Source organism: Gramella sp. Hel_I_59 (genome assembly GCF_006714895.1).
Lineage (GTDB): Bacteria > Bacteroidota > Bacteroidia > Flavobacteriales > Flavobacteriaceae > Christiangramia.
Genome location: NZ_VFME01000001.1, coordinates 302,963 through 326,493 on the forward strand (window position 1 = coordinate 302,963; position 23,531 = coordinate 326,493).

24 protein-coding genes are annotated in these 23,531 nt (G+C 39.7%); 17 read left to right on the top strand and 7 right to left on the bottom strand.

Annotation, left to right across the window (positions count from 1 at the left end; all coding sequences use genetic code 11):
- Positions 1 to 49: 49 nt before the first annotated feature.
- The 10 genes from atpG to JM79_RS01475 all read left to right on the top strand — a co-directional run bounded on the left by atpG (position 50) and on the right by JM79_RS01475 (position 9,157).
- On the top strand, positions 50 to 910 hold the full coding sequence (gene atpG / locus JM79_RS01430; RefSeq protein ID WP_141876458.1) for an ATP synthase F1 subunit gamma: 861 nt from the start codon (positions 50 to 52) through the stop codon (positions 908 to 910).
- Between the two features lie 96 nt (positions 911 to 1,006).
- Positions 1,007 to 1,453 carry a hypothetical protein gene (locus JM79_RS01435; protein ID WP_141876459.1) on the top strand — a complete coding sequence of 149 codons (447 nt, stop codon included), beginning with the start codon at positions 1,007 to 1,009 and terminating at the stop codon, positions 1,451 to 1,453.
- Between the two features lie 55 nt (positions 1,454 to 1,508).
- Positions 1,509 to 2,960 carry an oligosaccharide flippase family protein gene (locus JM79_RS01440; protein ID WP_141876460.1) on the top strand — a complete coding sequence of 484 codons (1,452 nt, stop codon included), beginning with the start codon at positions 1,509 to 1,511 and terminating at the stop codon, positions 2,958 to 2,960.
- Between the two features lie 3 nt (positions 2,961 to 2,963).
- Complete coding sequence (dut, locus tag JM79_RS01445) at positions 2,964 to 3,398, top strand: dUTP diphosphatase (protein ID WP_141876461.1); 435 nt, start codon at positions 2,964 to 2,966, stop codon at positions 3,396 to 3,398.
- A gap of 33 nt (positions 3,399 to 3,431) precedes the next feature.
- Positions 3,432 to 4,442 carry a sugar phosphate nucleotidyltransferase gene (locus tag JM79_RS01450; protein WP_141876462.1) on the top strand — a complete coding sequence of 337 codons (1,011 nt, stop codon included), beginning with the start codon at positions 3,432 to 3,434 and terminating at the stop codon, positions 4,440 to 4,442.
- A gap of 5 nt (positions 4,443 to 4,447) precedes the next feature.
- Complete coding sequence (locus tag JM79_RS01455; RefSeq protein ID WP_141876463.1) at positions 4,448 to 5,812, top strand: tetratricopeptide repeat protein; 1,365 nt, start codon at positions 4,448 to 4,450, stop codon at positions 5,810 to 5,812.
- On the top strand, positions 5,812 to 6,582 hold the full coding sequence (locus JM79_RS01460; protein WP_141876464.1) for a DUF4292 domain-containing protein: 771 nt from the start codon (positions 5,812 to 5,814) through the stop codon (positions 6,580 to 6,582). Before JM79_RS01455 ends, JM79_RS01460 begins: the two co-directional genes overlap by 1 nt.
- Positions 6,579 to 7,802, top strand: a complete 1,224-nt coding sequence (locus tag JM79_RS01465; RefSeq protein ID WP_141876465.1) for a peptidoglycan DD-metalloendopeptidase family protein — start codon at positions 6,579 to 6,581, stop codon at positions 7,800 to 7,802. Before JM79_RS01460 ends, JM79_RS01465 begins: the two co-directional genes overlap by 4 nt.
- A gap of 52 nt (positions 7,803 to 7,854) precedes the next feature.
- Positions 7,855 to 8,553 (top strand): hypothetical protein, encoded by a 699-nt coding sequence (locus JM79_RS01470; protein WP_141876466.1) that lies wholly within the window; start codon positions 7,855 to 7,857, stop codon positions 8,551 to 8,553.
- On the top strand, positions 8,537 to 9,157 hold the full coding sequence (locus JM79_RS01475) for an outer membrane beta-barrel protein (protein ID WP_185739444.1): 621 nt from the start codon (positions 8,537 to 8,539) through the stop codon (positions 9,155 to 9,157). The genes JM79_RS01470 and JM79_RS01475 overlap by 17 nt, the downstream gene beginning before the upstream one ends.
- Here JM79_RS01475 and JM79_RS01480 read toward each other — a convergent pair.
- Positions 9,154 to 9,669 (bottom strand): acyl-CoA thioesterase, encoded by a 516-nt coding sequence (locus JM79_RS01480; protein ID WP_141876468.1) that lies wholly within the window; start codon positions 9,667 to 9,669, stop codon positions 9,154 to 9,156. The genes JM79_RS01475 and JM79_RS01480 overlap by 4 nt on opposite strands.
- Positions 9,670 to 9,730: 61 nt before the next feature.
- Positions 9,731 to 10,660 carry an SPOR domain-containing protein gene (locus tag JM79_RS01485; RefSeq protein ID WP_185739445.1) on the bottom strand — a complete coding sequence of 310 codons (930 nt, stop codon included), beginning with the start codon at positions 10,658 to 10,660 and terminating at the stop codon, positions 9,731 to 9,733.
- A 99-nt stretch (positions 10,661 to 10,759) separates the two neighbouring features.
- Here JM79_RS01485 and dprA point away from each other — a divergent pair, with 99 nt between their 5' ends.
- Positions 10,760 to 11,863 (top strand): DNA-processing protein DprA, encoded by a 1,104-nt coding sequence (gene dprA, locus JM79_RS01490; RefSeq protein ID WP_141876470.1) that lies wholly within the window; start codon positions 10,760 to 10,762, stop codon positions 11,861 to 11,863.
- Positions 11,864 to 11,865: 2 nt separating this feature from the next.
- Here dprA and trpS read toward each other — a convergent pair whose 3' ends face one another.
- Positions 11,866 to 12,834 carry a tryptophan--tRNA ligase gene (trpS, locus tag JM79_RS01495; RefSeq protein WP_141876471.1) on the bottom strand — a complete coding sequence of 323 codons (969 nt, stop codon included), beginning with the start codon at positions 12,832 to 12,834 and terminating at the stop codon, positions 11,866 to 11,868.
- A gap of 73 nt (positions 12,835 to 12,907) precedes the next feature.
- Between trpS and JM79_RS01500 the strand changes: the two genes are divergently transcribed.
- Positions 12,908 to 13,651 carry a lysophospholipid acyltransferase family protein gene (locus JM79_RS01500; RefSeq protein WP_141876472.1) on the top strand — a complete coding sequence of 248 codons (744 nt, stop codon included), beginning with the start codon at positions 12,908 to 12,910 and terminating at the stop codon, positions 13,649 to 13,651.
- Here the strand turns inward: JM79_RS01500 and JM79_RS01505 are convergent.
- The 4 genes from JM79_RS01505 to recA form a co-directional block, all read right to left on the bottom strand.
- Entirely contained in the window at positions 13,648 to 15,210 is a 1,563-nt protein-coding gene (locus JM79_RS01505) for a PorT family protein (RefSeq protein ID WP_141876473.1), read from the bottom strand. The genes JM79_RS01500 and JM79_RS01505 overlap by 4 nt on opposite strands.
- On the bottom strand, positions 15,207 to 15,749 hold the full coding sequence (locus tag JM79_RS01510) for a sigma-70 family RNA polymerase sigma factor (RefSeq protein WP_141876474.1): 543 nt from the start codon (positions 15,747 to 15,749) through the stop codon (positions 15,207 to 15,209). Before JM79_RS01510 ends, JM79_RS01505 begins: the two co-directional genes overlap by 4 nt.
- A 21-nt stretch (positions 15,750 to 15,770) precedes the next feature.
- Positions 15,771 to 16,205, bottom strand: a complete 435-nt coding sequence (locus tag JM79_RS01515) for a hypothetical protein (protein ID WP_141876475.1) — start codon at positions 16,203 to 16,205, stop codon at positions 15,771 to 15,773.
- An 84-nt stretch (positions 16,206 to 16,289) separates the two neighbouring features.
- Positions 16,290 to 17,306 carry a recombinase RecA gene (gene recA, locus JM79_RS01520; protein ID WP_141876476.1) on the bottom strand — a complete coding sequence of 339 codons (1,017 nt, stop codon included), beginning with the start codon at positions 17,304 to 17,306 and terminating at the stop codon, positions 16,290 to 16,292.
- 199 nt (positions 17,307 to 17,505) lie between these two features.
- Here recA and JM79_RS01525 point away from each other — a divergent pair, with 199 nt between their 5' ends.
- The 5 genes from JM79_RS01525 (at position 17,506) to JM79_RS01545 (ending at position 23,528) form a co-directional block, all read left to right on the top strand.
- Positions 17,506 to 18,537, top strand: coding sequence for a rhodanese-related sulfurtransferase (locus JM79_RS01525; protein WP_141876477.1), 1,032 nt, complete (start codon positions 17,506 to 17,508; stop codon positions 18,535 to 18,537).
- 205 nt (positions 18,538 to 18,742) lie between these two features.
- Positions 18,743 to 19,918 (top strand): regulatory iron-sulfur-containing complex subunit RicT, encoded by a 1,176-nt coding sequence (ricT, locus tag JM79_RS01530; RefSeq protein WP_141876478.1) that lies wholly within the window; start codon positions 18,743 to 18,745, stop codon positions 19,916 to 19,918.
- The gene (locus tag JM79_RS01535) at positions 19,911 to 20,393 is read left to right on the top strand and encodes a gliding motility lipoprotein GldH (protein WP_141876479.1); all 483 of its coding nucleotides are present in this window, start codon (positions 19,911 to 19,913) and stop codon (positions 20,391 to 20,393) included. Before ricT ends, JM79_RS01535 begins: the two co-directional genes overlap by 8 nt.
- 14 nt (positions 20,394 to 20,407) lie before the next feature.
- A complete protein-coding gene (locus tag JM79_RS01540) occupies positions 20,408 to 22,717 on the top strand; it encodes a transglycosylase domain-containing protein (protein ID WP_141876480.1) in 2,310 nt (769 codons plus the stop codon).
- A 109-nt stretch (positions 22,718 to 22,826) separates the two neighbouring features.
- Positions 22,827 to 23,528 carry a CoA transferase subunit A gene (locus JM79_RS01545; RefSeq protein ID WP_141876481.1) on the top strand — a complete coding sequence of 234 codons (702 nt, stop codon included), beginning with the start codon at positions 22,827 to 22,829 and terminating at the stop codon, positions 23,526 to 23,528.
- The last annotated feature ends 3 nt before the right edge of the window (positions 23,529 to 23,531 follow it).

The window sequence follows — 23,531 nt, forward strand, 5'->3', positions numbered from 1 at the left end:
TTGAGTAGTTTCTAACATCTAACTACTCAATACTCAATACTAAAACAAAATGGCAAACTTAAAAGAATTACGTAGCAGGATTACTTCGGTTTCCTCAACGATGCAGATCACGAGCGCCATGAAAATGGTATCGGCTGCTAAGTTGAGCAAAGCTCAGGATGCAATTACATCTATGAGACCCTATGCTGAAAAGTTAACGCAATTGCTACAGGATTTAAGTGCTACTCTGGATGATGATGCGAACAGCAAATTTGCTGAAGAGCGCGAGGTAAAAAGAGTACTTATCGTAGCTATATCTTCTAACAAAGGTCTGGCCGGTGCTTTTAATACCAATATCATCAAAAAGGTAAAAAGTAAGGTTGCTGCAGATTATCAAAATACAGAAGTAGAACTTCTAACTCTTGGGAAAAAGGGTAATGATATTCTGAAGAAAACCTTTGAGGTTTATAAGAATGATAATGCGATCTTCGATGATCTTTCTTTCGAGAACGTTTCTGAAATTGCTGAAGAACTTATGCAGGTTTTCGTTGATGGAAAATTCGATAAGATCGAGCTTGTTTACAACCAGTTTAAGAATGCTGGAACTCAGGTTGTGATGGATGAGCAGTTCCTGCCAATCGAAAGGTTTGAAACAGAATCCGAAAAGCAGCTTGATTATATTTTCGAACCATCGAAAATTGAGATCGTTAAGGATCTTATTCCAAAGTCATTAAAAATGCAACTCTTTAAGGCTCTTAGAGACTCTTTTGCTTCTGAGCATGGTGCACGTATGACTGCGATGCATAAAGCGACAGATAACGCTAAGGAACTTAGAGATGACCTTAAGTTATCTTATAACAAAGCAAGACAGGCTTCTATTACTAATGAGATCCTTGAGATCGTTGGTGGAGCTGAAGCCTTGAACGGATAAGCTTATTAAATATACTTTGAATGCCCTCCAAATGGAGGGCATTTTTTGTTTGGTACAGCTTTTGTTTTTATATCTTCAACTTTAAAAATCAACATTATGAAAAAATCACTACTAATGATAACCGGTATTCTGGTATTGAGCATTTTTGCTTCCTGTGGCAGTAATAAAGATCTTCAGGAAAGAGCACCTGCCCAATTCGCTGATGTTTTTTATACCTACACTTCAGAAGGTATCCAGCTAAATATTCCTGTTTCCGTAATTCAGGAGGAACGTGTAGATCTGCAAGCCGTTTATTTCCACGGTATGAAGTCGCCCCTTGTTAAGAGCGAAAAGAATTCCAATATCTACATAGCTAACTTTAGAGTAGGCGGAGGAGATATGGTTATGGATGTAGACCCTAAAAAGGAATACGGTAACAAAATGCCACAAATGCCTGAAGAGAGTCCGTTTAAAATAGATCAGGATGAAGCCATTCTGGTATTTGGACAGAACGAGAAAACCAAATTCTATAAGCTTACTGGAATTATGGAAAAGGAAGAGTAGCCAGAGCGGTTTTGTTATTTAAATTCAGATATTTGTAGCAAACCAACCGGCTCCTTTGAGTACTATAAAAAATCTCTTTAAGCAAACATTCGTTTACGGCCTGGCTACTGTCTTGCCAAGGATGGTAAGTTTTCTTTTAGTTCCCTTATATACCGATATTTTACCGAAAGAAGAGTACGGTGAAATATCGGTTATTTTTGCTTATTTCGTTTTGATCAATGTCATCCTTGCCTATGGTATGGAAACGGCATTTTTTAGATTTTATAATAAGAGCGAAAATCCCAATAGTGTTCTAAGTACCTCTGGATGGTCACTGGTGATCACTTCACTTCTGTTTACGGTAGTAGCTTATCTTGCCCGCGATATTATTGTAGAGGTTACCAATATCCCTCTAAAATACATAGAACTTGCGATCTGGATCCTGCTTCTGGACGCCCTGGTGATCATTCCGTTTGCCTGGTTGCGTGCTGCGGAAAAACCAATGAGATACGCGATCATCAAGATCTTTAATGTTGCTGTAAACCTGGGTCTGAATGTTTTTTTCCTGGTTTACCTGAAGGATCTGGCAGAAGAACATAGCTTCTTCCGAAGTATTTATGTAGAGGATTTTAAGATCAGTTATGTATTTATAACCATGCTCGTAGCAAGCGGACTTACGCTTTTGCTCATGCTGCCTTTTTACTTCAGAATTTCTTTCACTTTCGATTCGGTGCTCTGGCGTAAGATGCTGTCTTATGGATTTCCTATCCTGATCGCGGGAATTGCCTTCTCAGTAAATGAAGTTTTTGATAGAATTCTGCTAGACCGGCTATTACCACAGGATATCGCCCGTGAACAAGTTGGAGCATACTCAGCCTGCTATAAGCTAGCCATGTTCATGACCTTATTTGCAACCGCATTTAGATTGGGAATAGAGCCTTTCTTTTTTAGTCATTCCGGAGAAGAGAATGCTACTACAACGTATGCCCGTATCACCAACTATTTTGTCATTCTGGGAAGTTTGATTCTGCTGGGCGTGATCGTATTTGCCGATCTATTAAAGATATTAATCATTAAAAATTCAGCTTACTGGGAGGCTATGGAAATCGTACCACTAATTTTACTGGCGAACCTTTTTCTTGGTATCTACCACAATCTTTCAGTTTGGTACAAGGTAACAGACCGCACGAAATTTGGAGGCTATATTTCTCTGGCTGGAGCTGCCGTGACCATAGCTCTCAACCTATACCTTATTCCGAAGATAGGTTATACCGGCTCTGCCATCGCAACACTTGCCGCTTATGGTTTGATGATGATACTCTCTTATTACTACGGAAGAAAATATTATAAGGTTCCTTACGATATGACTCGAATAGGAGCTTACCTTCTGGTATCCATTACCTTCTCAATAATCTCATTTTACTTTTTCCGGGGAAATTATTTCGTAGGAATCCCGTTATTATTGATATTTATGGGTGTCATTTACTATTTTGAAAAAGACCAGATTTTAAGAATTATACAATCCTAAGACATGGAAGTAAAAGTGATCAATAAGTCGGCACACAAGTTGCCGCATTATGAAACCGATTTTTCTGCAGGAATGGATCTTCGAGCTAATATCGATGAGCCTATAATGCTGAAACCTTTAGAAAGAACCATTGTGAAAACAGGAATTTTTATTGAACTTCCTTTGGGTTTTGAAGCTCAGGTAAGACCAAGAAGTGGTCTTGCGGCGAAGAAAGGGATTACGGTTCTCAATGCTCCAGGAACAATAGATGCCGATTATAGAGGTGAAATTGGTGTCATCCTTGTAAATTTGTCCAATGAGGCGTTTGAGATCCAGAATGGAGAGCGTATTGCTCAAATGGTCATCGCTAAACACGAACAGATCTCATGGGAAGAAGTAGACATTCTTGGAGAAACTTCCCGGGGCGCAGGAGGTTTTGGAAGCACGGGAAATAACTAGCCCATATTTAAATATTAATTAAAAAGCTATAAAATGAAAATTATTGTACCAATGGCAGGTCGTGGTTCACGACTTCGTCCACATACGTTAACTGTACCAAAACCTCTAATTCCTATTGCAGGAAAACCAATCGTTCACCGACTGGTAGAAGATATTGCGAAGGTTCTTGATGAGAAGATTGACGAGGTTGCTTTCATCATTGGAGAAGATTTTGGAGAAAAGGTGGAGGAAGATCTTAAAAAGATCGCGGAAAGTCTTGGCGCTAAAGGAACGATCTATTACCAGGATAAACCATTAGGAACCGGTCACGCGATTATGTGTGCTAAAGAATCACTTAGTGGTCCTGCAGTAGTTGCTTATGCCGATACACTCTTCAAAGCCGACTTTAATCTTGACAAATCTGCAGATGCAGTGATGTGGGTAAAGAAAGTTGAAAATCCTTCAGCTTACGGTGTGGTGAAGTTGAATGACAATAACGAGATCACAGATCTTGTAGAAAAGCCAGAGGAATTTGTTTCAGATCTTGCGGTTATTGGAATATACTATTTCAAAGACGTGGCAGTTTTAAAAGATGAACTTCAGAATGTTCTGGATGCAAAGCTAACCCGTGGTGGTGAGTACCAGATCAACGACGGGATTGAGGCAATGCGTAAAAACGGACTTCGTTTTGTTCCAGGGAAAGTAGATGAATGGATGGACTGCGGAAACAAAAATGTAACCGTGGAAACTAATGGTAGAATGTTGAATTTCCTTCATCAGGATGGAGAAAAATTGATGGCAGACTCAGTTAAGATCAAAGATTCTGAAATTACCGAACCTTGTTATATTGGTGAGAATGTAGAATTGATCAATGCTAAAATTGGACCTAATGTATCTATTGGGGATGGAACCAAAATTGAAAACAGTACTATTAAAAACAGTCTTATCCAGACCTTTGCTGAAGTAAAAAATGCTAAACTGGATAACGCAATGATCGGAAACTTTGCCAGATTTGACGGTGAATTCACCCAGATCAGCATCGGTGATTACTCCGTTTTAGAATAACTTTTATGCGTACATCCGGGAGCCTACTTCTTATGTTATGGTTTATAGTTTCTGTGCAGGCACAGGATGACAAACCTCCATTTGAAGATGTGAACCAGGATGATCTCGGTCTTGTAAATGATGAGTTTCAGGAACTTTTCTTTGAAGCGCTCAAGCAAAAAGGTATCGAGAATTATGAAAAAGCAATTGTAGCACTGCGTAAAGCTTCAGAAATTTCTGAAGACAACGCGGTGCTTTATTTTGAACTTGGCAAGAATTATCGGGAACTTCAGCAATTTCCTGCTGCTATTGAAAATTTTCAGAAGGCTACAGCATTAGAACCCAAAAGGGAAGCTATTCTTGTTTCACTTTTCGAAACTTATGCCGCTACTCGTGATTTTGACAGTGCAATTTCCACAGTGCAGAAGCTTATAAGTTTTGATTCTGACTATAAGGAGGACCTGGCTAACTTGTACTTGCTCAATGAAGATTACGAGAATGCATTACAACTTATCGATCAACTGGATCAGGACTTAGGTGCAAATTCCTATCGAAACTCGTTACGCCGGCAAATCTATGCCCGGACAAATAATACCGATGCTCAAATTGAGAATTTAAGGCAAAGTATCGCTGCTAATCCAGAGCAGGAAAAAAATTACCTCAATCTTATTTACATGTACAGCGAGCAGGGTGAAGATGAAGAGGCCTATAATGTTGCCAATGAACTTCTGGAGAGCAATCCCGGTTCTTCTCTGGCTCATCTCGCTTTATATAAATTTCAGCTGGAGAAACAGGAGCCTGAAGCTGCTATTGCTTCCATGGAAATTGTATTTGAAAGTGAAGAAATTGATGCAGAGTCTAAGTTTAAGGTACTTAATGACTTCCTGATATTTGTACAGAAAAATCCTGAATATGAAGACCGGCTGGTAGAAGTTGCTCAAAAACTTACTCAAATTGAGAATGCACCAGGTTTGTATGAAAAGCTGGGGCAATTTTATCTCCAAAAAGCTGATCTGGAAAATGCACTTAGATATTTTCAACTTGGAATAAAGAAGAATTCTTCCAACTTTGAACTTACCAGGAATACACTATTGTTGCAAATTGATCTTCAGAAATATGAAGACGTTAGAGAATTGAGTACTCAGGCGTTGGAAAACTTTCCTTCTCAACCTGTTTTATACCTATTTCAGGGGGTTGCACTTAATAAGCTTGAAAAATTCGAGCAGGCAGAAAGCAGTTTGAAAGATGGTCTGGATTACCTGGTCGATGATATTAGAATGGAAGCCGATTTTTATGCCCAGCTTTCCTTTAGCTATAATGGTATGAATAATGCAGGATTGGCGAATGAATACCGCGCTAAAGCGGAGCAATTACTTAAAGAAATAAATTGATGATTAGAAGAATAGTAGCACTGGTATTTATGGCGGTATTTATAGCTTCCTGCGGAAGTTCCCGTCGTGCCGGAAAGATCGTTACAAAGAACACAGAAGCTGTTTCTATTATTAAAAAGCATTATGCTGAAGAAGCCGATTATAAGACCGCTTCCGGGAAATTAAGAGCAGTATACCAGCATGATGAAAAAACGCAATCTGTAAACCTTAGTTTTAGAATGGAAAAGGACAAGGCGATCTGGATGAGTGCGAGTATTCTCGGTTTTCCTGTGGCTAAAGTCTACATCACACCAAATAGTGTGAGCTATTATGAAAAAGTGACTCAGAGTTATTTCGATGGAGACTTCAGATTAGTTAGTGACTTCCTTGGAACTCCGCTGGATTTTCAAAAGCTTCAGAATTTGCTGATTGGACAGGCTATCTATGACCTTCGTACGGAAGAATATGATTTTACGCAATCTCCAAGAGGGTTTCAATTCGTTCAGGAAGAAGAAGCTGATATGAAAAAAATGTTCATGCTGGATAGTCGCACTTTAAAAGCAGCGGCTCAGCAACTGGCGCAGGTTTCAGAAAACAGAAGTCTTACGGTTACCTATTCAGATTACCAGGTGGTAGATGGTATTGTTTTTCCTGAAGAGATTCGTATTATCGCCAATGAAGGAGGAAGCAGCACCAATATTGAAATCACCTACAGAAGCATCAGTTTCAATGAGGAAGTTAGTTTTCCTTTCGATATCCCATCCGGTTACGAAGAAATAAGCTTGAAATGATTAGAATGAAGGCTTCAAATGTATTGATTATTCTACTGCTTTGTATAGGCGGTATGCAGGTTAGCTATGCTCAAACAGATCGTGAAGAACTGGAAAAAAGGCGTATTCAGCTTAGAAATGAGATCACCAGGATCAATGAGCTTAGAATTTCCAACCAGAAGAAGCAACGCTCGGTGCTTGTACAGGTGGAAGATCTTGGACAACAAATAAAAAGCACCGAAGATCTTATAAAACTGACCAACCAGCAGGCGAATTTGCTCACGAGAGAAATCACGACGAATACGAATAAAATTGGAGCGCTTAGAAAGGAACTGGAACAGCTTAAGGAAGATTATGCCCGAATGATCGAGAAAAGCTATAAGAGCAAGTCTCAGCAAAGCAGGGTGATGTTCTTATTGTCTTCTCAGAACTTTCTGCAGGCGTATAAGCGAATTCAGTATATGAAGCAGTATACTAATTATCGTAAACAGCAAGGAGAGGAGATCAAAGCTAATACGATAGAATTGCAACAATTAAATTCCAGACTGGTTCAGCAAAAAGAAGAAAAGCAGAAACTAATTGCTGAAAATAGAAAAACCAGGGCTCAGTTAGAACAAAATAGAAAATCTCAGCAAGAACTTGTTTCCACGATCAAAAAACGTGAAGGTGAATTTGCGAGTCAGTTAAAAAGCAAACAGAGTGAGATCGACGAAATCGACAGGGCGATCGATCGAATGATTCGCGAATCTATTGCCAAAGCGAATAAGGAGAGCGGTTCAAGCTCGAGAAGTACTTATGAACTTACTCCGGAAGCGAAAGCGCTGGCGACTGACTTTAATAACAACAAAGGGAAATTACCATGGCCGGTGAAATCTGGGGTGGTGACTATGAAATTTGGAAAACAGCCGCATCCTGTAGTAAGTTCGGTAATGGTAAATAATAACGGCGTACGTATAGATACTGATAAAGGTGGAAAGGCGCGTGCTGTTTTTAATGGAACTGTTAGCGAAGTGCAGGCGGTAAAAGGTGCGAACAAAGCGGTGATGGTTAGACACGGTGATTTTATTACGATCTATAACAACCTTGAGAATGTTTTCGTAAAAAAGGGAGACGCGGTAAGCACAGAACAGGAAATAGGAGAGATCGCTACCAGCAAAACTACTGGTAAAACAACCCTGCATTTCCTATTGTATAAGAATGATCAGAAAATGGATCCGGCAGGTTGGATCTATAGAATGTAATTTGAACGCAACCTTATGGGTTCGAAAGCATCTAGTGAATAGAATCTAACCTATGAATTCAGTAAAATCCGGTTATACGTGTGCGTTAATAGTGGCTTTACTTCTAGTGCAGGCATGTACACCTGTTTCCATAGAAAATAACAAACGCATTCTGGTACAGGGAAAATTTGTAACTCCTGAAGGGATTGCTTTACAGGGAATCCGGGTAAGTACAACAACAGATATCAATGGTTTTTTAAGGCAGGGACAGGGCACACTTTCTGAAGTTGTAAGCGACGAAAATGGTGACGTTTCTATGGTCTCACTGGATGTCGACCCTGGAATTTTATGTCTGAATATTACAAATACATCGAATGATCGTAGACTGCAGAGTTTTACAGTTTGTGATTCGTCGTTGAGCAGAAAGGAAACTTTATTAGATCTTGGTGAATTTGTGCTGAAAGAGATCATAGAAACGAGCATAATCATTCGGCATGATTCAGATGTTTATTATACGTTGAGGTCTGAAGCATCTTCAGTGCGAATTGGTATTGAAGACTGGAATGAATTAAGCTCTTATGATGATTCAGACCTGCCTTCGAAATACAGAACCCGGGAATCCTTTCTGGATTCTGAAAATCAGGTTGATACCTTAAGAGTCACCACCACTAATAATTCTACTGTTAATTTAAAATTACAAAGTGGCCTGGAAGAATATACTTATGAATTTGAAGTGAACGAAATTGATGCAAGCTATGAGATCGATCTGTAGACTCGTGATAGTGCTGGTTCTTTGTTCTACTATGTCAATAAAGGCACAGGAGCAGGACAGCACTAAATTTTCTCCACACCATTTCAATCGTATACAGCTGGATCCGGAACTTAGCCTATTTATGGCAATAGGAGATAACTTTCTAAAGGATGCCTATGATCTCAAAACCGGCACCGGCCTTACTGCCGACTTTTATCTCCATAAGAACTGGTACATAGGAACGCGATTTTTGAACATAAACACACAGGTAACCAGGCCGGAAAACATTGGCGACATCAAGAAGACAAAAATCTTTACATTCGGTATTCAGGGCGCTTATGTTTATGAATTTACCGAGCGTCTATACCTGGATCTCATTGGCGGGATTGGTTCGACCGGCTATTACCATGATTCAAAATTTGGTACTAACTTTAGAGATTCGGCCACCAGTATTTGGGGTGGTCCAAAAATCAGTTATCGTATCAATAATTTCTTCGGAATATTCCTGGGAAGTGAATTTAGAAGAGACTTTATGAATATTGAAGTCAGCGAACAGCTGGACGACTACTTTGGCAACGCGAACTTATTAAGTATAAGAGCAGGTGTGAGGTTTATCACGCACTAATCTTTGTCGAAAAGAGCTTTAAGTTCAGTAGCATCACTAGGTTTCATTTTACCAGCAAGCACAAGACTTAGTTGCTTTCTACGCAAAGCAGCGGCAAATCTTTCTTTTTCAAGATCGGTTTCCGGTTCTAGCTGTGGGATTTGAATTGGAGTTCCTGTTTCATCTACCGCTACAAAAGTATAAATTGCTTCATTTGCTTTTGTTCTACGACCACTTTCACGGTCTTCCACCCAAACATCTATAAAGATCTCCATGGAACTCTTAAAAGCTCTTGAAACAGCTGCCTCAACGGTTACAACACTTCCTAAAGGAATGGCTTTATTAAAAGCTACGTGATTGACTGAAGCAGTTACTACGATCCTACGACTATGACGTCTGGCAGCGATACTGGCTGCACGATCCATTCTTGCCAAAAGTTCACCACCAAAAAGATTATTCAGCGGATTCGTTTCACTAGGTAAAACAAGATCTGTAAGTGTAGTACGAGATTCATTAGGTGATTTAGCCTCCATGTAAATTTTTTTGCAAAAATAGGGAGGTTAGCGGTAATTTCGCAGTTAACGAACTATTAAATTACAGTTCCTGAACCAATAACCAGGCTGCATCATTTGTTTTCTTAACCGCATAAAGTTTGTTGATCGCCTCTCTTCTGGTTTGATGACTGGAATAAACCACCTGGTGAAGTCCATATTTATTAGCTCCTAGTAATCGGGCTTTGAAACCTTCAGCTTTAAGTTCATCAACTTTGGTTTGTGCGTTTTCTTCAACTCTAAATGCTCCTGCAACTACATGATAGTTACCGGATTGTTTTTCAACTTCGAAAGTAACCGCTGGTAGCGGGTTGTCAATGACAAAGGTTGCCTGTTGTATTTGTTCCTGAAGCTGAGTTTCTGCCTCCTGCTGTTCAGCAATATTATGCTTTGTAACCTGGCTGCTGTAAATGTTAAGTCCGGCAAAACTTGAAACTCCAAGTGCGATAAGACCAATTGCGGCATATTTCCATACAGAGGATCTTTTGCTTTCAGGAGTGAAAGTAATAGGAGCTTTTTCCTCAAGTTCTGATACCTGTTGTTTGTAAACCTCTCTGTTAACCGGCAAGGCTTTGTACGTATCCAGACCAAAGGACTGTGTGAGAAAGTTTACATTCGTAACAGGTTCGAATTGAAGTTTATCTTCACTATCCAGATAAAGCTCTCCAATATTTTCAAGCCTGGCTTTGGAAGCATTTTGTAAAGAAGATTCCAGATCGTATACGTACTCCTGGATCATATTATTTGCAGTCTGATATTTCACATTCTCGACCTCAGCAATATAGTTCGCAAGTAGCCCGTCATTTTTGATTAGCTGCCTGTTAAATGAGATCACCTTTTTTGGAGGAAAGAACTCATTGGAATTTTCATCGATAAAAGCTGATTGCTTCTGGGCCAGAAAGGCACCAAAACCGGGAAGAACTACACATTCGTAACGGTAAAGCAGGTCCTGTATGTAATTGGAAATATTCATCGAGTGCAAAAATATAGGTTAAAGACAGTTAGTTAAAGTTACCTAAACAATTTTTATTAACAAATGTTTTTTTCTGTAAATTTCGTCAAATTATCCTGAATGGAACCTGATCAACTTTTGTATACCCTGGCCCTGCAACATGTTCCAAATCTGGGAGATAGCACAGCTAAAAAATTAATAAGACATTTTGGTTCTGCGGAAAATGTTTTAAAAGAAAAGACGTCAAGTTTACTGAAAATTGATGGTATAGGGAAGACCAGGATCAGTGAATTTGATAATCCAATTCATCTGAAGGAAGCTGAAAAGGAACTTGGTTTTATTCAGAAGAATAAGATTAACGTAAGCTATTTTAAAGAGGATAGCTATCCTGAAAAGCTCAAACATTGCCAGGATTCACCTTTGTTATTATTTAGCCGTGGTATCATAAACCTCAACAGGAAAAGAATTCTCAGTATCGTTGGGACCCGGCAGATCAGTTCACATGGGATCTCCTTTTGCGAACAGCTTATTGAGGAGCTCGCACCTTTAGAGCCGGCCATTATTTCAGGATTTGCATACGGTACCGATATTACGGCTCATAAAGCTGCCATCAAAAACAAATTGCAAACCGTAGCTTGCCTGGCTCACGGACTGAACCAGATCTATCCCAAAACTCATAAAAAGTACATGACCGAAATGGAGGAGAATGGAGGTTTTTTTACCGACTTCTGGAGTACCGATACTTTTGATCGTAACAATTTCCTGAAAAGAAACCGGATCATTGCTGGCTTGAGCGAAGCTACCGTAGTCATCGAAAGTGCTGAAAAAGGAGGAGCATTGGTCACGGCCGATATTGCCAATTCCTATGACAGAGAGGTTTTTGCTGTTCCGGGTAGACCGGGAGACAAGTCAAGTATAGGCTGTAATGAACTAATAAAAAGTCAGAATGCAAGAGTGCTTACTTCCGCAGCAGATATTGCATATATGCTTAACTGGCGGAATAATGAAAATGATCTAAAACCAGTTCAGAAGAAATTATTTATTGATCTTGGAGCAGAAGAACAGCTCTTATATGACCAGTTGCAACTTCAGGGAAAAACTGAATTGGACCTGCTGGCACTTCAGTGTAAAATACCGACCTTTAAAACAGCGTCGTTATTATTAAGTATGGAATTGAAGGGAGCGGTGAGACCACTCCCAGGTAAGTTATTTGAGATCGCTTAGGCTTAGTAACCTAATTTGGTTCTAACTTTAGCCAGAACTTCATTCGCTACATTTTTAGCTTTTTCTGCTCCAATCGATAGTGCTTTGTCAACTTCTTCCAGATTATTGATATAGTATTCGTACTTCTCACGTGGTTCAGCGAATTTATCCCGAACAAGTTCGAACAATGCCTGTTTGGCGTGACCATAACCATAGCCACCTGCTACGTAGTTCTTCCTCATTTCAGCTATTTGCTCTTCAGAAGCCATGATTTTATAAAGCGCAAACACATTACAGGTATCAGGATCTTTTGGCTCTTCCAGCGGAGTACTGTCGGTAGCTATTCCCATGATTTGTTTTCTTAGCTTTTTATCGGTCTGGAAAATATTGATGGTATTTTCTTTCGATTTGCTCATTTTCGCACCATCAGTTCCTGGAATGTACATGGTTTCTTCCTGTACATTACCTTCTGGAATTACAAATACATCGCCCATTTTTGCATGGAAACGGGAAGCAACATCCCGAGTCATCTCGATATGCTGTAATTGATCTTTCCCAACCGGAACAATTTCAGCATCATAAAGAAGAATATCGGCCGCCATAAGCATAGGATAGGTAAATAAACCACTGTTCACGTCTTCAAGACGATCTGCCTTATCCTTAAAAGAATGTGCAAGGGTTAGCCTCTGGAATGGAAAGAAACAACTAAGATACCAGGAAAGTTCAGCAACCTGAGGGATATCAGACTGGCGATAAAATACACTTCTTTCAATATCAAGTCCACAGGCAAGCCAGGTCGCTGCTACAGAATAAGTGTTTTGACGTAGTGTCTCAGCATCTTTGATCTGTGTAAGCGAATGCAGGTCTGCTATAAAAATAAAGGAATCATTTTTAGGATCATTCGCCATATTGATAGCGGGCATGATGGCTCCTAGTAAATTTCCCAAGTGAGGGGTTCCTGTACTCTGTACTCCTGTAAGTATTCTTGACATGGACTTTTCGAATTTTCCTGCAAAGGTAAATTTTTTATAGAACTCCTTCCTTTCATTTTACTACTTTTGAGGCATGCGATACATCAAAATGGCAGGCATCCTTTTATGGAGAATCTGGTTTTATATTCTCCTCATCGTACCTATTGTTATAATGCTTCCCGTTTTGATCGTTTTCACCACTTCTGAAAAGTTTTACCCTCAGTATTTCGTTTGCTCCCGTATATGGGCAAAATGTATCCTCTACGGAATGGGTTTCTGGATTAAAGTTAAAGCTGAAGAAATTCCTGAAAAACAGAAAAGCTATATGCTTGTGGCGAATCATACCAGTATGCTTGATATTATGCAGATGCTGGTCATTATGAAGCAACCCTTCGTTTTTATTGGAAAAAAGGAACTCAGTAAAATCCCAGTTTTTGGATTCTTCTATAAGCGTACCTGTATCCTGGTGGATCGGAAGAACCAGCAAAGCAGGAAAGCTGCATTTCTGGAAGCACAAAGAAGATTAAAACAAGGAAATTCAATATGTATATTTCCTGAAGGCGGAGTACCAGATGATCATTCGGTCGTGCTGGATCAATTTAAAGAAGGAGCCTTTAGACTGGCCATTGAGCACCAGATTCCAATTGTACCCATCACATTTCACGATTCCAAAAGAAGATTTTCCTATAGATTCCTTTCAGGCAGTCCCGGAAAGTTAAGAGTTAAGATCCATCATTTTATCCCAACGCGTGGCCTGGAAATGACCGATAGAAAAGAGATTAAGAACTCTACTTTCAATATTATTCATGATGAGCTGGTAGATCCTTCGGTTCACTAGAATGTGTAGCTAATCCCCGAGTAAACCCCGAAATTAACTGGACGTACATTATCAACATTATTAAAAGTGTTGACCTGGTATTTCATCATTGGTTCTACGCTAAGACTAATTTTGTTGCTAATTTCATAATCCACCCCAATCCCAACATTAGTACTAAAACTTGTTTTATTGATATTGGAAGCCGTTCCAAGTTTGGTCCTGGATTCAGCAGTTACAAGATCCACACTGTTCTGGTCAAGAAAAAGTCCGCTTGCACCACCAATTAAATTTAATCCAAAGCGCTCGTCAACCAAAGCGTATTCCACTTCTAGCGGAACTTCGATAAACCCAAATTGCTGATTGATCTCTCCGGGAGTGAACACAGTAGGAGAAATAATACTCCCGTTGCTTCCATCGCTACTGCCCCCAAAACTAGGTAGACCACTATCATTAGGAGATTCAACTCTAATTTCGATATTATCTTCCGTAGAATTTATATTTCCAAAGCCTGGATTCATTGCCGTTGGGCTATAAGAAACATTGGCAATGTTCTGACTCATATTCACTTTGCTGATTCCAGTTCTAATCTTGACATTTTTCGCGATATCATAAGCTAGCTTCACACCGTACGAGAAAGTCACTTCGGCATTGGTTGAATTGTTTGAAAACTGGTTGGACAGTTCATTTCCATCGCCTAGGTTGGCATAGAAAACCGGTGCGGCAAATGTTGACAGACGAAGATTTTTCTGGTTGAGGTTTTCATCCTCTTCGTTTTCTTTATTTTCTTCGGAAGTTGTTGCAGCTAATAACTCTTCGAGTTGGTTTAAGGAAGTATCCTGTAAAAGAGCAGTACTTAACAGTTCATCTGAAAGTTCAGGATTTCTTTTATTCCAGTAGTTTTCGAATATACTTTCAATGGCATTTCTTTTCTCTGCTTCATCGGTGGAGGCTATAGCTTCGTTGCTGGCAGTTGTAGTTGCTGAGGTGCGATACTGATTATTTAAATTGTTTTCTTCGGAATTGTTATTGCCATTTTCCTGATGAGCATAACGCGAATCTTCTTTTGATCTTTGATTGGTCTGTGATTTATTTCTTCCAGAAGCATTCAGATCTTTTTCACTTTCAGATTCAGATTTATTATTTTGATCAGTAATAGCAGCTTTAGAACCGCTTACTTCTTCAGAATTGTGATTATTTTCTTGACCACTATCCGCCGCTGCTTCAGATTGTTCTTTTTCATTGATCTTGTCCTCATTCGCAATTCTTTCTTCTGAAGTAGAATCCTGATTCACATTATCATGGCTGTCAGATCTCTTTTCTACCGACTCATTCACATATCCAGGTTCTGTAACTTCCGTAGTGGAAAAATTCATTTTCCAGATTCCCGTGGCTACTAATGCTAAGATTGCAGCTGCAGCAGTAAATTTAAGCCAGAGAGGAATTACCGGTTTTTTTGCTATAGGCGCCGCACCGGCATCGAGCCGTGCAGATATTTGCTCCCAATTTCTAGGAGATGGTTCTTTCTCGAAGTCCTTAAACTTCTCCTGAAAGATCCTGTCTATGTTCTTTTTCTCTTTCATGATGATTTCACCGCTTTTGAGTTCTGTACCAATTCAATTTTCTCCTTTAAAGAAGTTCTGGCTCTGGCCAGGTTTGATTTCGAAGTTCCCTCAGTGATACTTAATAAATCTGAAATTTCCTTATGAGAATAGCCATCCAGCACATACAGGTTAAATACCTGTCTATATCTGTCTGGTAATTCCTGTACACATTGTAAGAGGAAGTCCACGGAAATATTATCTGTTTCAACTTCTATTTCATCCTCCTGCAGATCCTCTTCGTTGGTGATGCCGTAAACTTTCTGCTGTCTGTGTTTTTGAAGGGAGGTGTTGATAAGGATACGTTTCATCCAACCTTCAAATGATCCTTTATCCTGAAACTGACCAATCTTTTCGAAAATGGTCACAAACCCATCCTGTAAATTATCTTCTGCCTGTTGATAGTTATCAGAATATTTCAGGCATATCCCAAACAACTTAGGAGAATAGAGCTTGTAAAGCTCTTCCTGAGCTTTCCTTTCATGTTGCTTACAACGGTAGATGAGGTCTTTAGAACCCACGTATTCATTTTAGGTTAGTACTTATAACTGCTCCATTACAACAGGGATGGTAACTACTTCATATATCGCTTCATCTCCTTCCTGTCCCTTCCAGAATCTAAAAGTATAATCTGTCTCTTCATCGATGGTCACCACAAACATTGTGCTTGAAGTTGCTCCAACTACATCTCTGGTACAGGAATTATTTTCGACAACAGCAGTAACTACCGAAATGTAGATCTGGCTTCTGTCATTTGAAGCACTACCGGCTCTGCGAGCGTCCAGCGCCTGAAAGTTATTACAATCTGACGGAAGTACGAAATCTACTTTTACATCGTAGGTTCTACCCATTACGAATTCGTCTGGCAGATCGTGACTGGTAATGCTTGCTAATTCGTAGGAGGTGATTTGGGAATCATTATCTACTGAACAACTTATTAGCAGTAATGTTAGGGCTATTACAACCAATTTTCTCATATTCTTATTGCTTTTATAGTAGATGCAATAATTGAGAAATGGTTGCGTAGGTATCAGAAAAAATCCCCGGATGGGGATTTTTAATTAAGCTTCTCTAGCGACCTTGATCGCATCTTTAATTTTGACTTCCAGTTCTTCCATAAGATCTGGATTATCTTTTAATAAGGTTTTTACTGCATCACGACCCTGTCCAAGTTTGGTGTCTTCATAGCTGAACCATGATCCACTTTTCTTAACGATCTCGTAATCCACACCAATATCGATGATCTCACCGATTTTAGAAACACCTTCACCGTACATGATATCGAATTCGGCAGTTTTAAATGGTGGAGCAACCTTGTTCTTCACTACTTTAACCCTGGTCTTATTACCCATTACGTTATTTGCGCTATCCTTGATCTGGGTAGATCTTCTAATATCCAAACGAACGGAAGCGTAGAATTTAAGTGCATTACCACCAGTAGTAGTTTCCGGATTCCCGAACATTACCCCGATCTTCTCTCTTAGCTGGTTGATAAAGATCACCGTACAATTTGTTTTGCTAATAGAAGCAGTAAGTTTTCTAAGTGCCTGAGACATTAACCTCGCATGCAGTCCCATTTTAGAATCACCCATCTCACCTTCGATCTCACTCTTTGGTGTAAGTGCCGCAACGGAGTCAATTACAATGATATCGATCGCACCAGAGCGAATAAGATTATCTGTTATTTCAAGTGCCTGTTCACCGTTATCTGGTTGAGAGATGATCAGGTTATCAATATCAACATCAAGTTTTTCAGCATAAAAACGATCAAAAGCATGTTCTGCATCAATAAAAGCAGCAATACCGCCTTTTTTCTGAGCTTCAGCTATCGCATGTAAAGTAAGAGTTGTTTTACCAGAAGATTCAGGACCATAGATCTCGATCACTCTTCCTCTTGGGTATCCACCAACTCCTAAAGCAAGATCCAATCCAAGGGATCCCGTAGAAATTGCGTCTACATCTACGACCACCTGGTCGCTCATTTTCATCACGGTACCCTTTCCGTAGGTTTTATCCATTTTGTCAAGGGTAAGCTTTAAGGCTTTTAATTTCGCTTCTTTCTCTTTATCGTTGCTCATGTATATGTTTTAAAATATATCCAATTAAGGTGTGCTAAAATAATATAAGTTTTGTTGCAATACAATAAAAATGTAGCTACAATTATGGAATTATTCCAAATATTTGGATAAGCTTTGGAAATACTCTCAAATTTTCTCACCTCAGTTAAAAATGTATCTTTGCCGAAATTTTTCTTAACCCTTAAAATATTAGTATAGCATGCAACTGTACAATAAATTGAGCGCTAAGGAAAGGGAAGCACTATTAGAAGAAGCCGGTGAAGACAGGCTTACGCTCTCTTTCTATGCTTACGCAAAAATCGGGAATCCCGAACTTTTCAGAAATCATCTTTTTATAGCCTGGGACCAGATGGATGTTCTCGGTAGGATCTATGTAGCTCACGAAGGCATTAATGCCCAGCTTTCAGTTCCTGCTAAGCGATTTAATGAATTCAAGAAATTTCTGGATGAAATCTATTTTCTGGAGAATGTTCGATTGAACATCGCTATAGAGCATGATATCAAATCCTTTCTGAAGTTAAAGGTGAAAGTGCGTAAGAAGATCGTAGCAGATGGTCTTAATGATGATACTTTTGATGTAACCAATAAAGGAATTCACGTTGATGCTAACAGGTTCAATGAATTAATAAATGATCCAAACACGGTGCTGGTAGATATGAGAAATCACTACGAGAGCGAAATTGGTCATTTTCAGGGAGCGATCACACCAGATGTGGATACCTTCCGTGATTCACTGGATATTATTGAAGAAGATTTAAAAGATCATAAGGAAGATAAGAATCTGGTGATGTACTGTACAGGCGGAATACGTTGTGAGAAGGCAAGTGCTTACTATAAACATAAAGGTTTCCAGAACGTGTATCAACTGGAAGGTGGTATTATCGAATATACCCGTCAGGTTGAAAATCAGCAACTGGAAAATAAATTTATAGGTAAGAACTTTGTTTTTGATCATCGACGTGCCGAGCGAATTTCCGAAGATGTGATCGCACAGTGTCATCAATGCGGAAAAGCTTGTGATACGCATGTGAATTGCGCGAACGAAGCATGTCATCTGTTATTCATTCAGTGTGAGGAATGTGCTGAAAAAATGGATAACTGTTGTTCTACAGATTGTAAAGAGATCCATGCCTTACCTTTTGAAGAACAGAAAGCATTGAGAAAAGGAAAAGGAGCCAGCAACAAGATCTTTAAAAAAGGAAGATCTGAAGTTTTGCGTTATAAGCAATAGTTTCTTCTAAATGGTGGAGCCAATTAATATTGGTATATTTACTGTTGAAAATTTTTATGAACCTCAAGGAGGTACTTTAGGGAATGCCGAATGCCCGCTATTAGGGCTGTGAAGATGAAGGAGATCCTGCACCAGAAAGCAAAGCGCTTAGACAGGATGATGTTTTACAGGCTATCTAAAGCTACGCCCTCAATATATATAACATATGGCTTGCACAAGTTGCTCGACCGGCAAAGACGGTCAGCCGAAAGGATGTAAGAACAACGGAACCTGTGGAACAGACAGTTGCAATAAACTGAGCGTTTTCGACTGGCTTTCAAATATGTCTCTTCCGGGAGGCGTGGAACCTTTTAATATCGTAGAAGTACGTTTTAAAAACGGCCGTAAACACTTCTATAGAAATACTGAAAATCTAAGTCTTAGTATTGGCGATGTAGTTGCTACGGAAGCCAGCCCGGGTCACGATGTAGGACAGGTTAGTCTTACCGGCGAACTCGTTCGCGTACAGATGAAGAAGAAAAAAGTCGCTAAGGATTCCGAAGAAGTTCTGAAGATCTATCGTAAAGCTTCTCAAAGAGATATCGATATCTGGCAGGAAGGAAGAGAGCGTGAGGAGAAGATCAAACAACGATCAAGACAGATCGCTATCAGGCTTAATCTAAGTATGAAAATTAGCGATATTGAGTTCCAGGGAGATGGTTCCAAAGCTACTTTTTACTATACTGCGGAAGATCGTGTGGATTTTAGACAATTAATAAAGGAGTTCGCACGGGAATTCAATACCCGTATTGAGATGAAGCAGATCGGGCTTCGACAGGAAGCGGCCAGACTTGGAGGAATTGGTTCCTGTGGTCGCGAACTTTGTTGTTCAACCTGGCTTACTGACTTTAGATCTGTTAGCACTTCAGCAGCAAGATATCAGCAATTATCCCTTAATCCTCAGAAACTTGCAGGACAATGCGGGAAATTAAAGTGCTGCCTGAACTACGAATTGGACACTTATCTGGAAGCATTAAAATCTTTTCCAAAAACCGACGTTAAGTTAAAGACCAAGAAAGGAACTGCCGTATGTCAAAAAATAGACATTTTTAAAGGTGCTCTCTGGTATGCTTATGAAGGAGAATGGATGAACTGGCACCAGTTGAGTCCGGAACAGGCCAATAAGATCGTAGCACTGAACAAAAAAGGTGAAGCAGCTACAAGCCTGGAAGAATATGAAACAGAAGTGATCCTGAGCGAAGAAAAAGAAAAAGGATTCAATAATTCTGGAGGTGAAGATAGTCTTACGCGTTTTGATAAACCAAAGCAGCAACAAAGTAAGAAACGAAATAAGAAAAGAAAGAAACGCAAGCCAAACCCAACAAAGTCTAAGAATGCGTAAAGTTTTTTGCCTATTAATTTTTGTTTCAGCGCTTACAGTTGGCTGTGATGAAAAACGGGTTTTTGATGAATATCAGGCGGTACAGCAATGGCATAAAGATTCACTGGTCACTTTTGAACTGGAGGAACTGGACTCTACCAAGGTGTACGATCTGTTTATAAATGTGAGAAACAATAACCAGTACGCTTACAGTAATTTGTTCTTAATAACCGAGATCAGGTTCCCGCAGGGAAAGGTGATCAGCGATACTCTCGAGTATGAAATGGCTCAACCAGATGGTAAATGGCTTGGGGAAGGTTTTGGAGATATCAAGGAAAGCAAACTCTGGTACAAGGAAGAGGTTAAGTTTGAAGAATCGGGCAATTACAAAGTGAGCATACAACAGGCGATGCGTAAGAATGGTGATGTGGACGGTATCGAAGAACTGGAAGGAATTACCGATATAGGATTCAGAATTGAAAAGAACGACAATTAATTTTTAGCATATAAATGGCCGCTACTACCAAGAAAACAAAGAAACCAGCGCATAGCAATCGCAAGTATATCGTAGGTTTCTGGACATTATTCGGAATTGGGATTCTAGCCGGAATTCTAATTTTTCTTTTTGCAGGTTGGGGATTCTTCGGAAAGATGCCATCTTTCGATGAACTCGAAAACCCTGAAAAAAATCTTGCTACAGAAATAATGTCCTCAGATGGTGAAACCCTGGGGAAATATTACAGTGAAAACAGAACTCCAATTAAGTATGAAGACCTGCCAGACCATTTAGTACAGGCCGTGGTAGCTACCGAGGATGAACGCTTCTATCAACATGCAGGGATCGATGCAAAGGGAACTGTAAGAGCAGCAGTGTATCTTGGAACCAGAGGTGGGGCCAGTACGATCACTCAGCAATTAGCTAAATTATTATTTACTGAGAATCTTGCTACTAATGATCTAGAAAGGATCTTTCAAAAAACCAAAGAATGGGTAATTGCTACTCGTCTTGAAAGACAGTATACCAAGGAAGAGATCATCACAATGTATTTAAATAAATACGGTTTTGGTTACCAGGGAATCGGAATTCGATCTGCTTCCAATATCTATTTTGGTAAAGAGGCAAAAGATTTGAATATCGAGGAATCTGCGGTATTGACGGGAATGTTGAAAAATTCTTCTTTGTTCAATCCAGTGCGTAGACCTGAAATGGTTAAAAACAGAAGAAACCAGGTATTAGCACAAATGAATCGTAATGGATTTGTTTCTGAACAGGAACTGGATTCTTTGCAGAAACTTCCCATGAAAATAGAATTTACTCCGGAAGGGCATGATGAAGGAATGGCGACTTATTTTAGAGCTTACCTTCAGGGGTTCATGAAAGAATGGATCGAAGAAAATCCTAAACCAGATGGATCTAAATATAGCCTTTACAGCGACGGACTCAAGATCTACACCAGCATTGATTCAAAAATGCAGGAATATGCAGAGAATGCAGTAACCAGTCATATAGCCAATCTTCAGAAATCATTTGATCGCCAGAACGAGAAAAACCCAACGGCACCTTTCCGCGATATTACAGAAGATGAGGTAGAGTCAAGTATTCAGAATGCGATGAGAGTTTCTGCACGATGGAAGAAAATGAAATCACAGGGAAAATCTGATTCTGAGATCAAGAAATCCTTCAAAGAGAAAGCGGAAATGAGAGTTTTCAGCTGGAAAGGAACTATTGATACAGTGATGACTCCGCGTGATTCAATCCTTTACTATAAAGCATTTTTGCAAGCGGGAATGATGTCTATGGTTCCTCAAACCGGCGAAGTAAAAGCCTGGGTTGGAGGAATTGACTTTAAGCATTTTAAATACGAGCATGTTAAACAAGGGAAAAGACAGGTAGGTTCTACCTTTAAACCATTTGTGTATGCAACTGCAATAGATCAGCTTAAGTTTTCACCTTGTGATACTTTGCCGAGATCTAAATTTACGATCGAAGCCGGCAAACATGGAAATATGAAAGACTGGGCGCCTAGAAACAGTGATAATAAATATTCCGGAATGCTTTCGCTTAAACAGGCCCTGGCAAACTCTGTAAATACCATTACTGCGCGATTGATCGATAAAACAGGTCCGGGACCCGTGATCGATCTACTTGGAAAACTGGGTATCGATACTAGAAATGTGCCTGCAGTACCTTCGATTGCACTGGGAACAGCAGATATCAGTCTTTTTGAGATGGTTTCTGCGTACAGCACATTTGCGAACCAGGGAGTTTATATCAAACCGGTGATGGTGAATCGTATTGAAGACAAGAATGGAACTGTGCTTTATCAAAATGTTCCAGAAACCAGGGATGTACTTAGCAAAGAAGCGGCTTACGTAACTGTGAACCTATTGGAGGGTGTAACTCAGGGAGGTTCAGGAACCAGGCTCCGTAATACCTGGGGAACCACCAATGCATTTTACAAGGATGTGATGACCGGTTATCCATACGATTTTAAAAATCCGATTGCAGGTAAAACAGGTACCACCCAAAATCAAAGTGATGGTTGGTTTATGGGAATGGTGCCAGACCTTGTTACAGGAGTATGGGTAGGAGCTGAAGATCGTGCAGTGCACTTTCCAGGAATACAATATGGTCAGGGAGCCACCATGGCACTGCCAATCTGGGGAATGTATATGAAAGATGTTTATGCAAATCCTGATCTTAAAGTATCCAAAGAAGCTTTTGAAAGACCGGAGAATTTGAGTATCGCAACAGATTGTTCCAGCTATAACTCAAATAGTTCAAATGACGATTCGGTTCCAGACGAGCTTGATTTTTAAATAATCTTCAGTAATTCAGTGTAATAATTCTGAATTATTTAATTAAGCCAACTTCAGTCGTTGTATTGACCTTTTAAATTTTGTATTTTCGGATTAAATTCTGAAAAAAATGATCATAAAAACGGTTGATAGCGTACAGAAGGCTACAGAAGGTGTAGAAGACGGAATGACTTTTATGCTAGGTGGTTTTGGACTCTGCGGAATTCCGGAGAACGCCATTTCTGAACTGGTACGCCTTAATATTAAAAATCTTACCTGTATTTCTAATAACGCAGGAGTAGATGATTTTGGACTTGGGCAATTACTTCACAAGAAACAGATCGATAAAATGGTTTCCTCATACGTAGGAGAAAATGCCATTTTTGAGAAACAAATGCTTAGCGGTGAACTTGATGTGGAATTGATTCCGCAGGGAACGCTTGCAGCAAGATGCCAGGCAGCACAACAAGGTTTTCCTGCGATCTATACACCAGCAGGTTATGGAACTGAAGTTGCAGAAGGTAAGGAAACGAGAGAGTTTGACGGAAAAATGTACGTACTAGAAGAAGCTTTCAAGGCAGATTTCGCTTTTGTAAAAGCCTGGAAAGGGGATAGAGCTGGGAACCTTATCTTTAAAGGAACAGCCAGAAACTTTAATCCGGTCATGTGTGGTGCAGCGAAGATCACCGTAGCTGAGGTGGAAGAACTTGTCGAGCCTGGAGAACTGGATCCAAACCATATCCACGTTCCGGGAATTTTTGTACAAAGAATTTTCCAGGGAAAGGATTACGAGAAGAGAATTGAACAACGTACGGTTAGACAAAAAGATTAAACA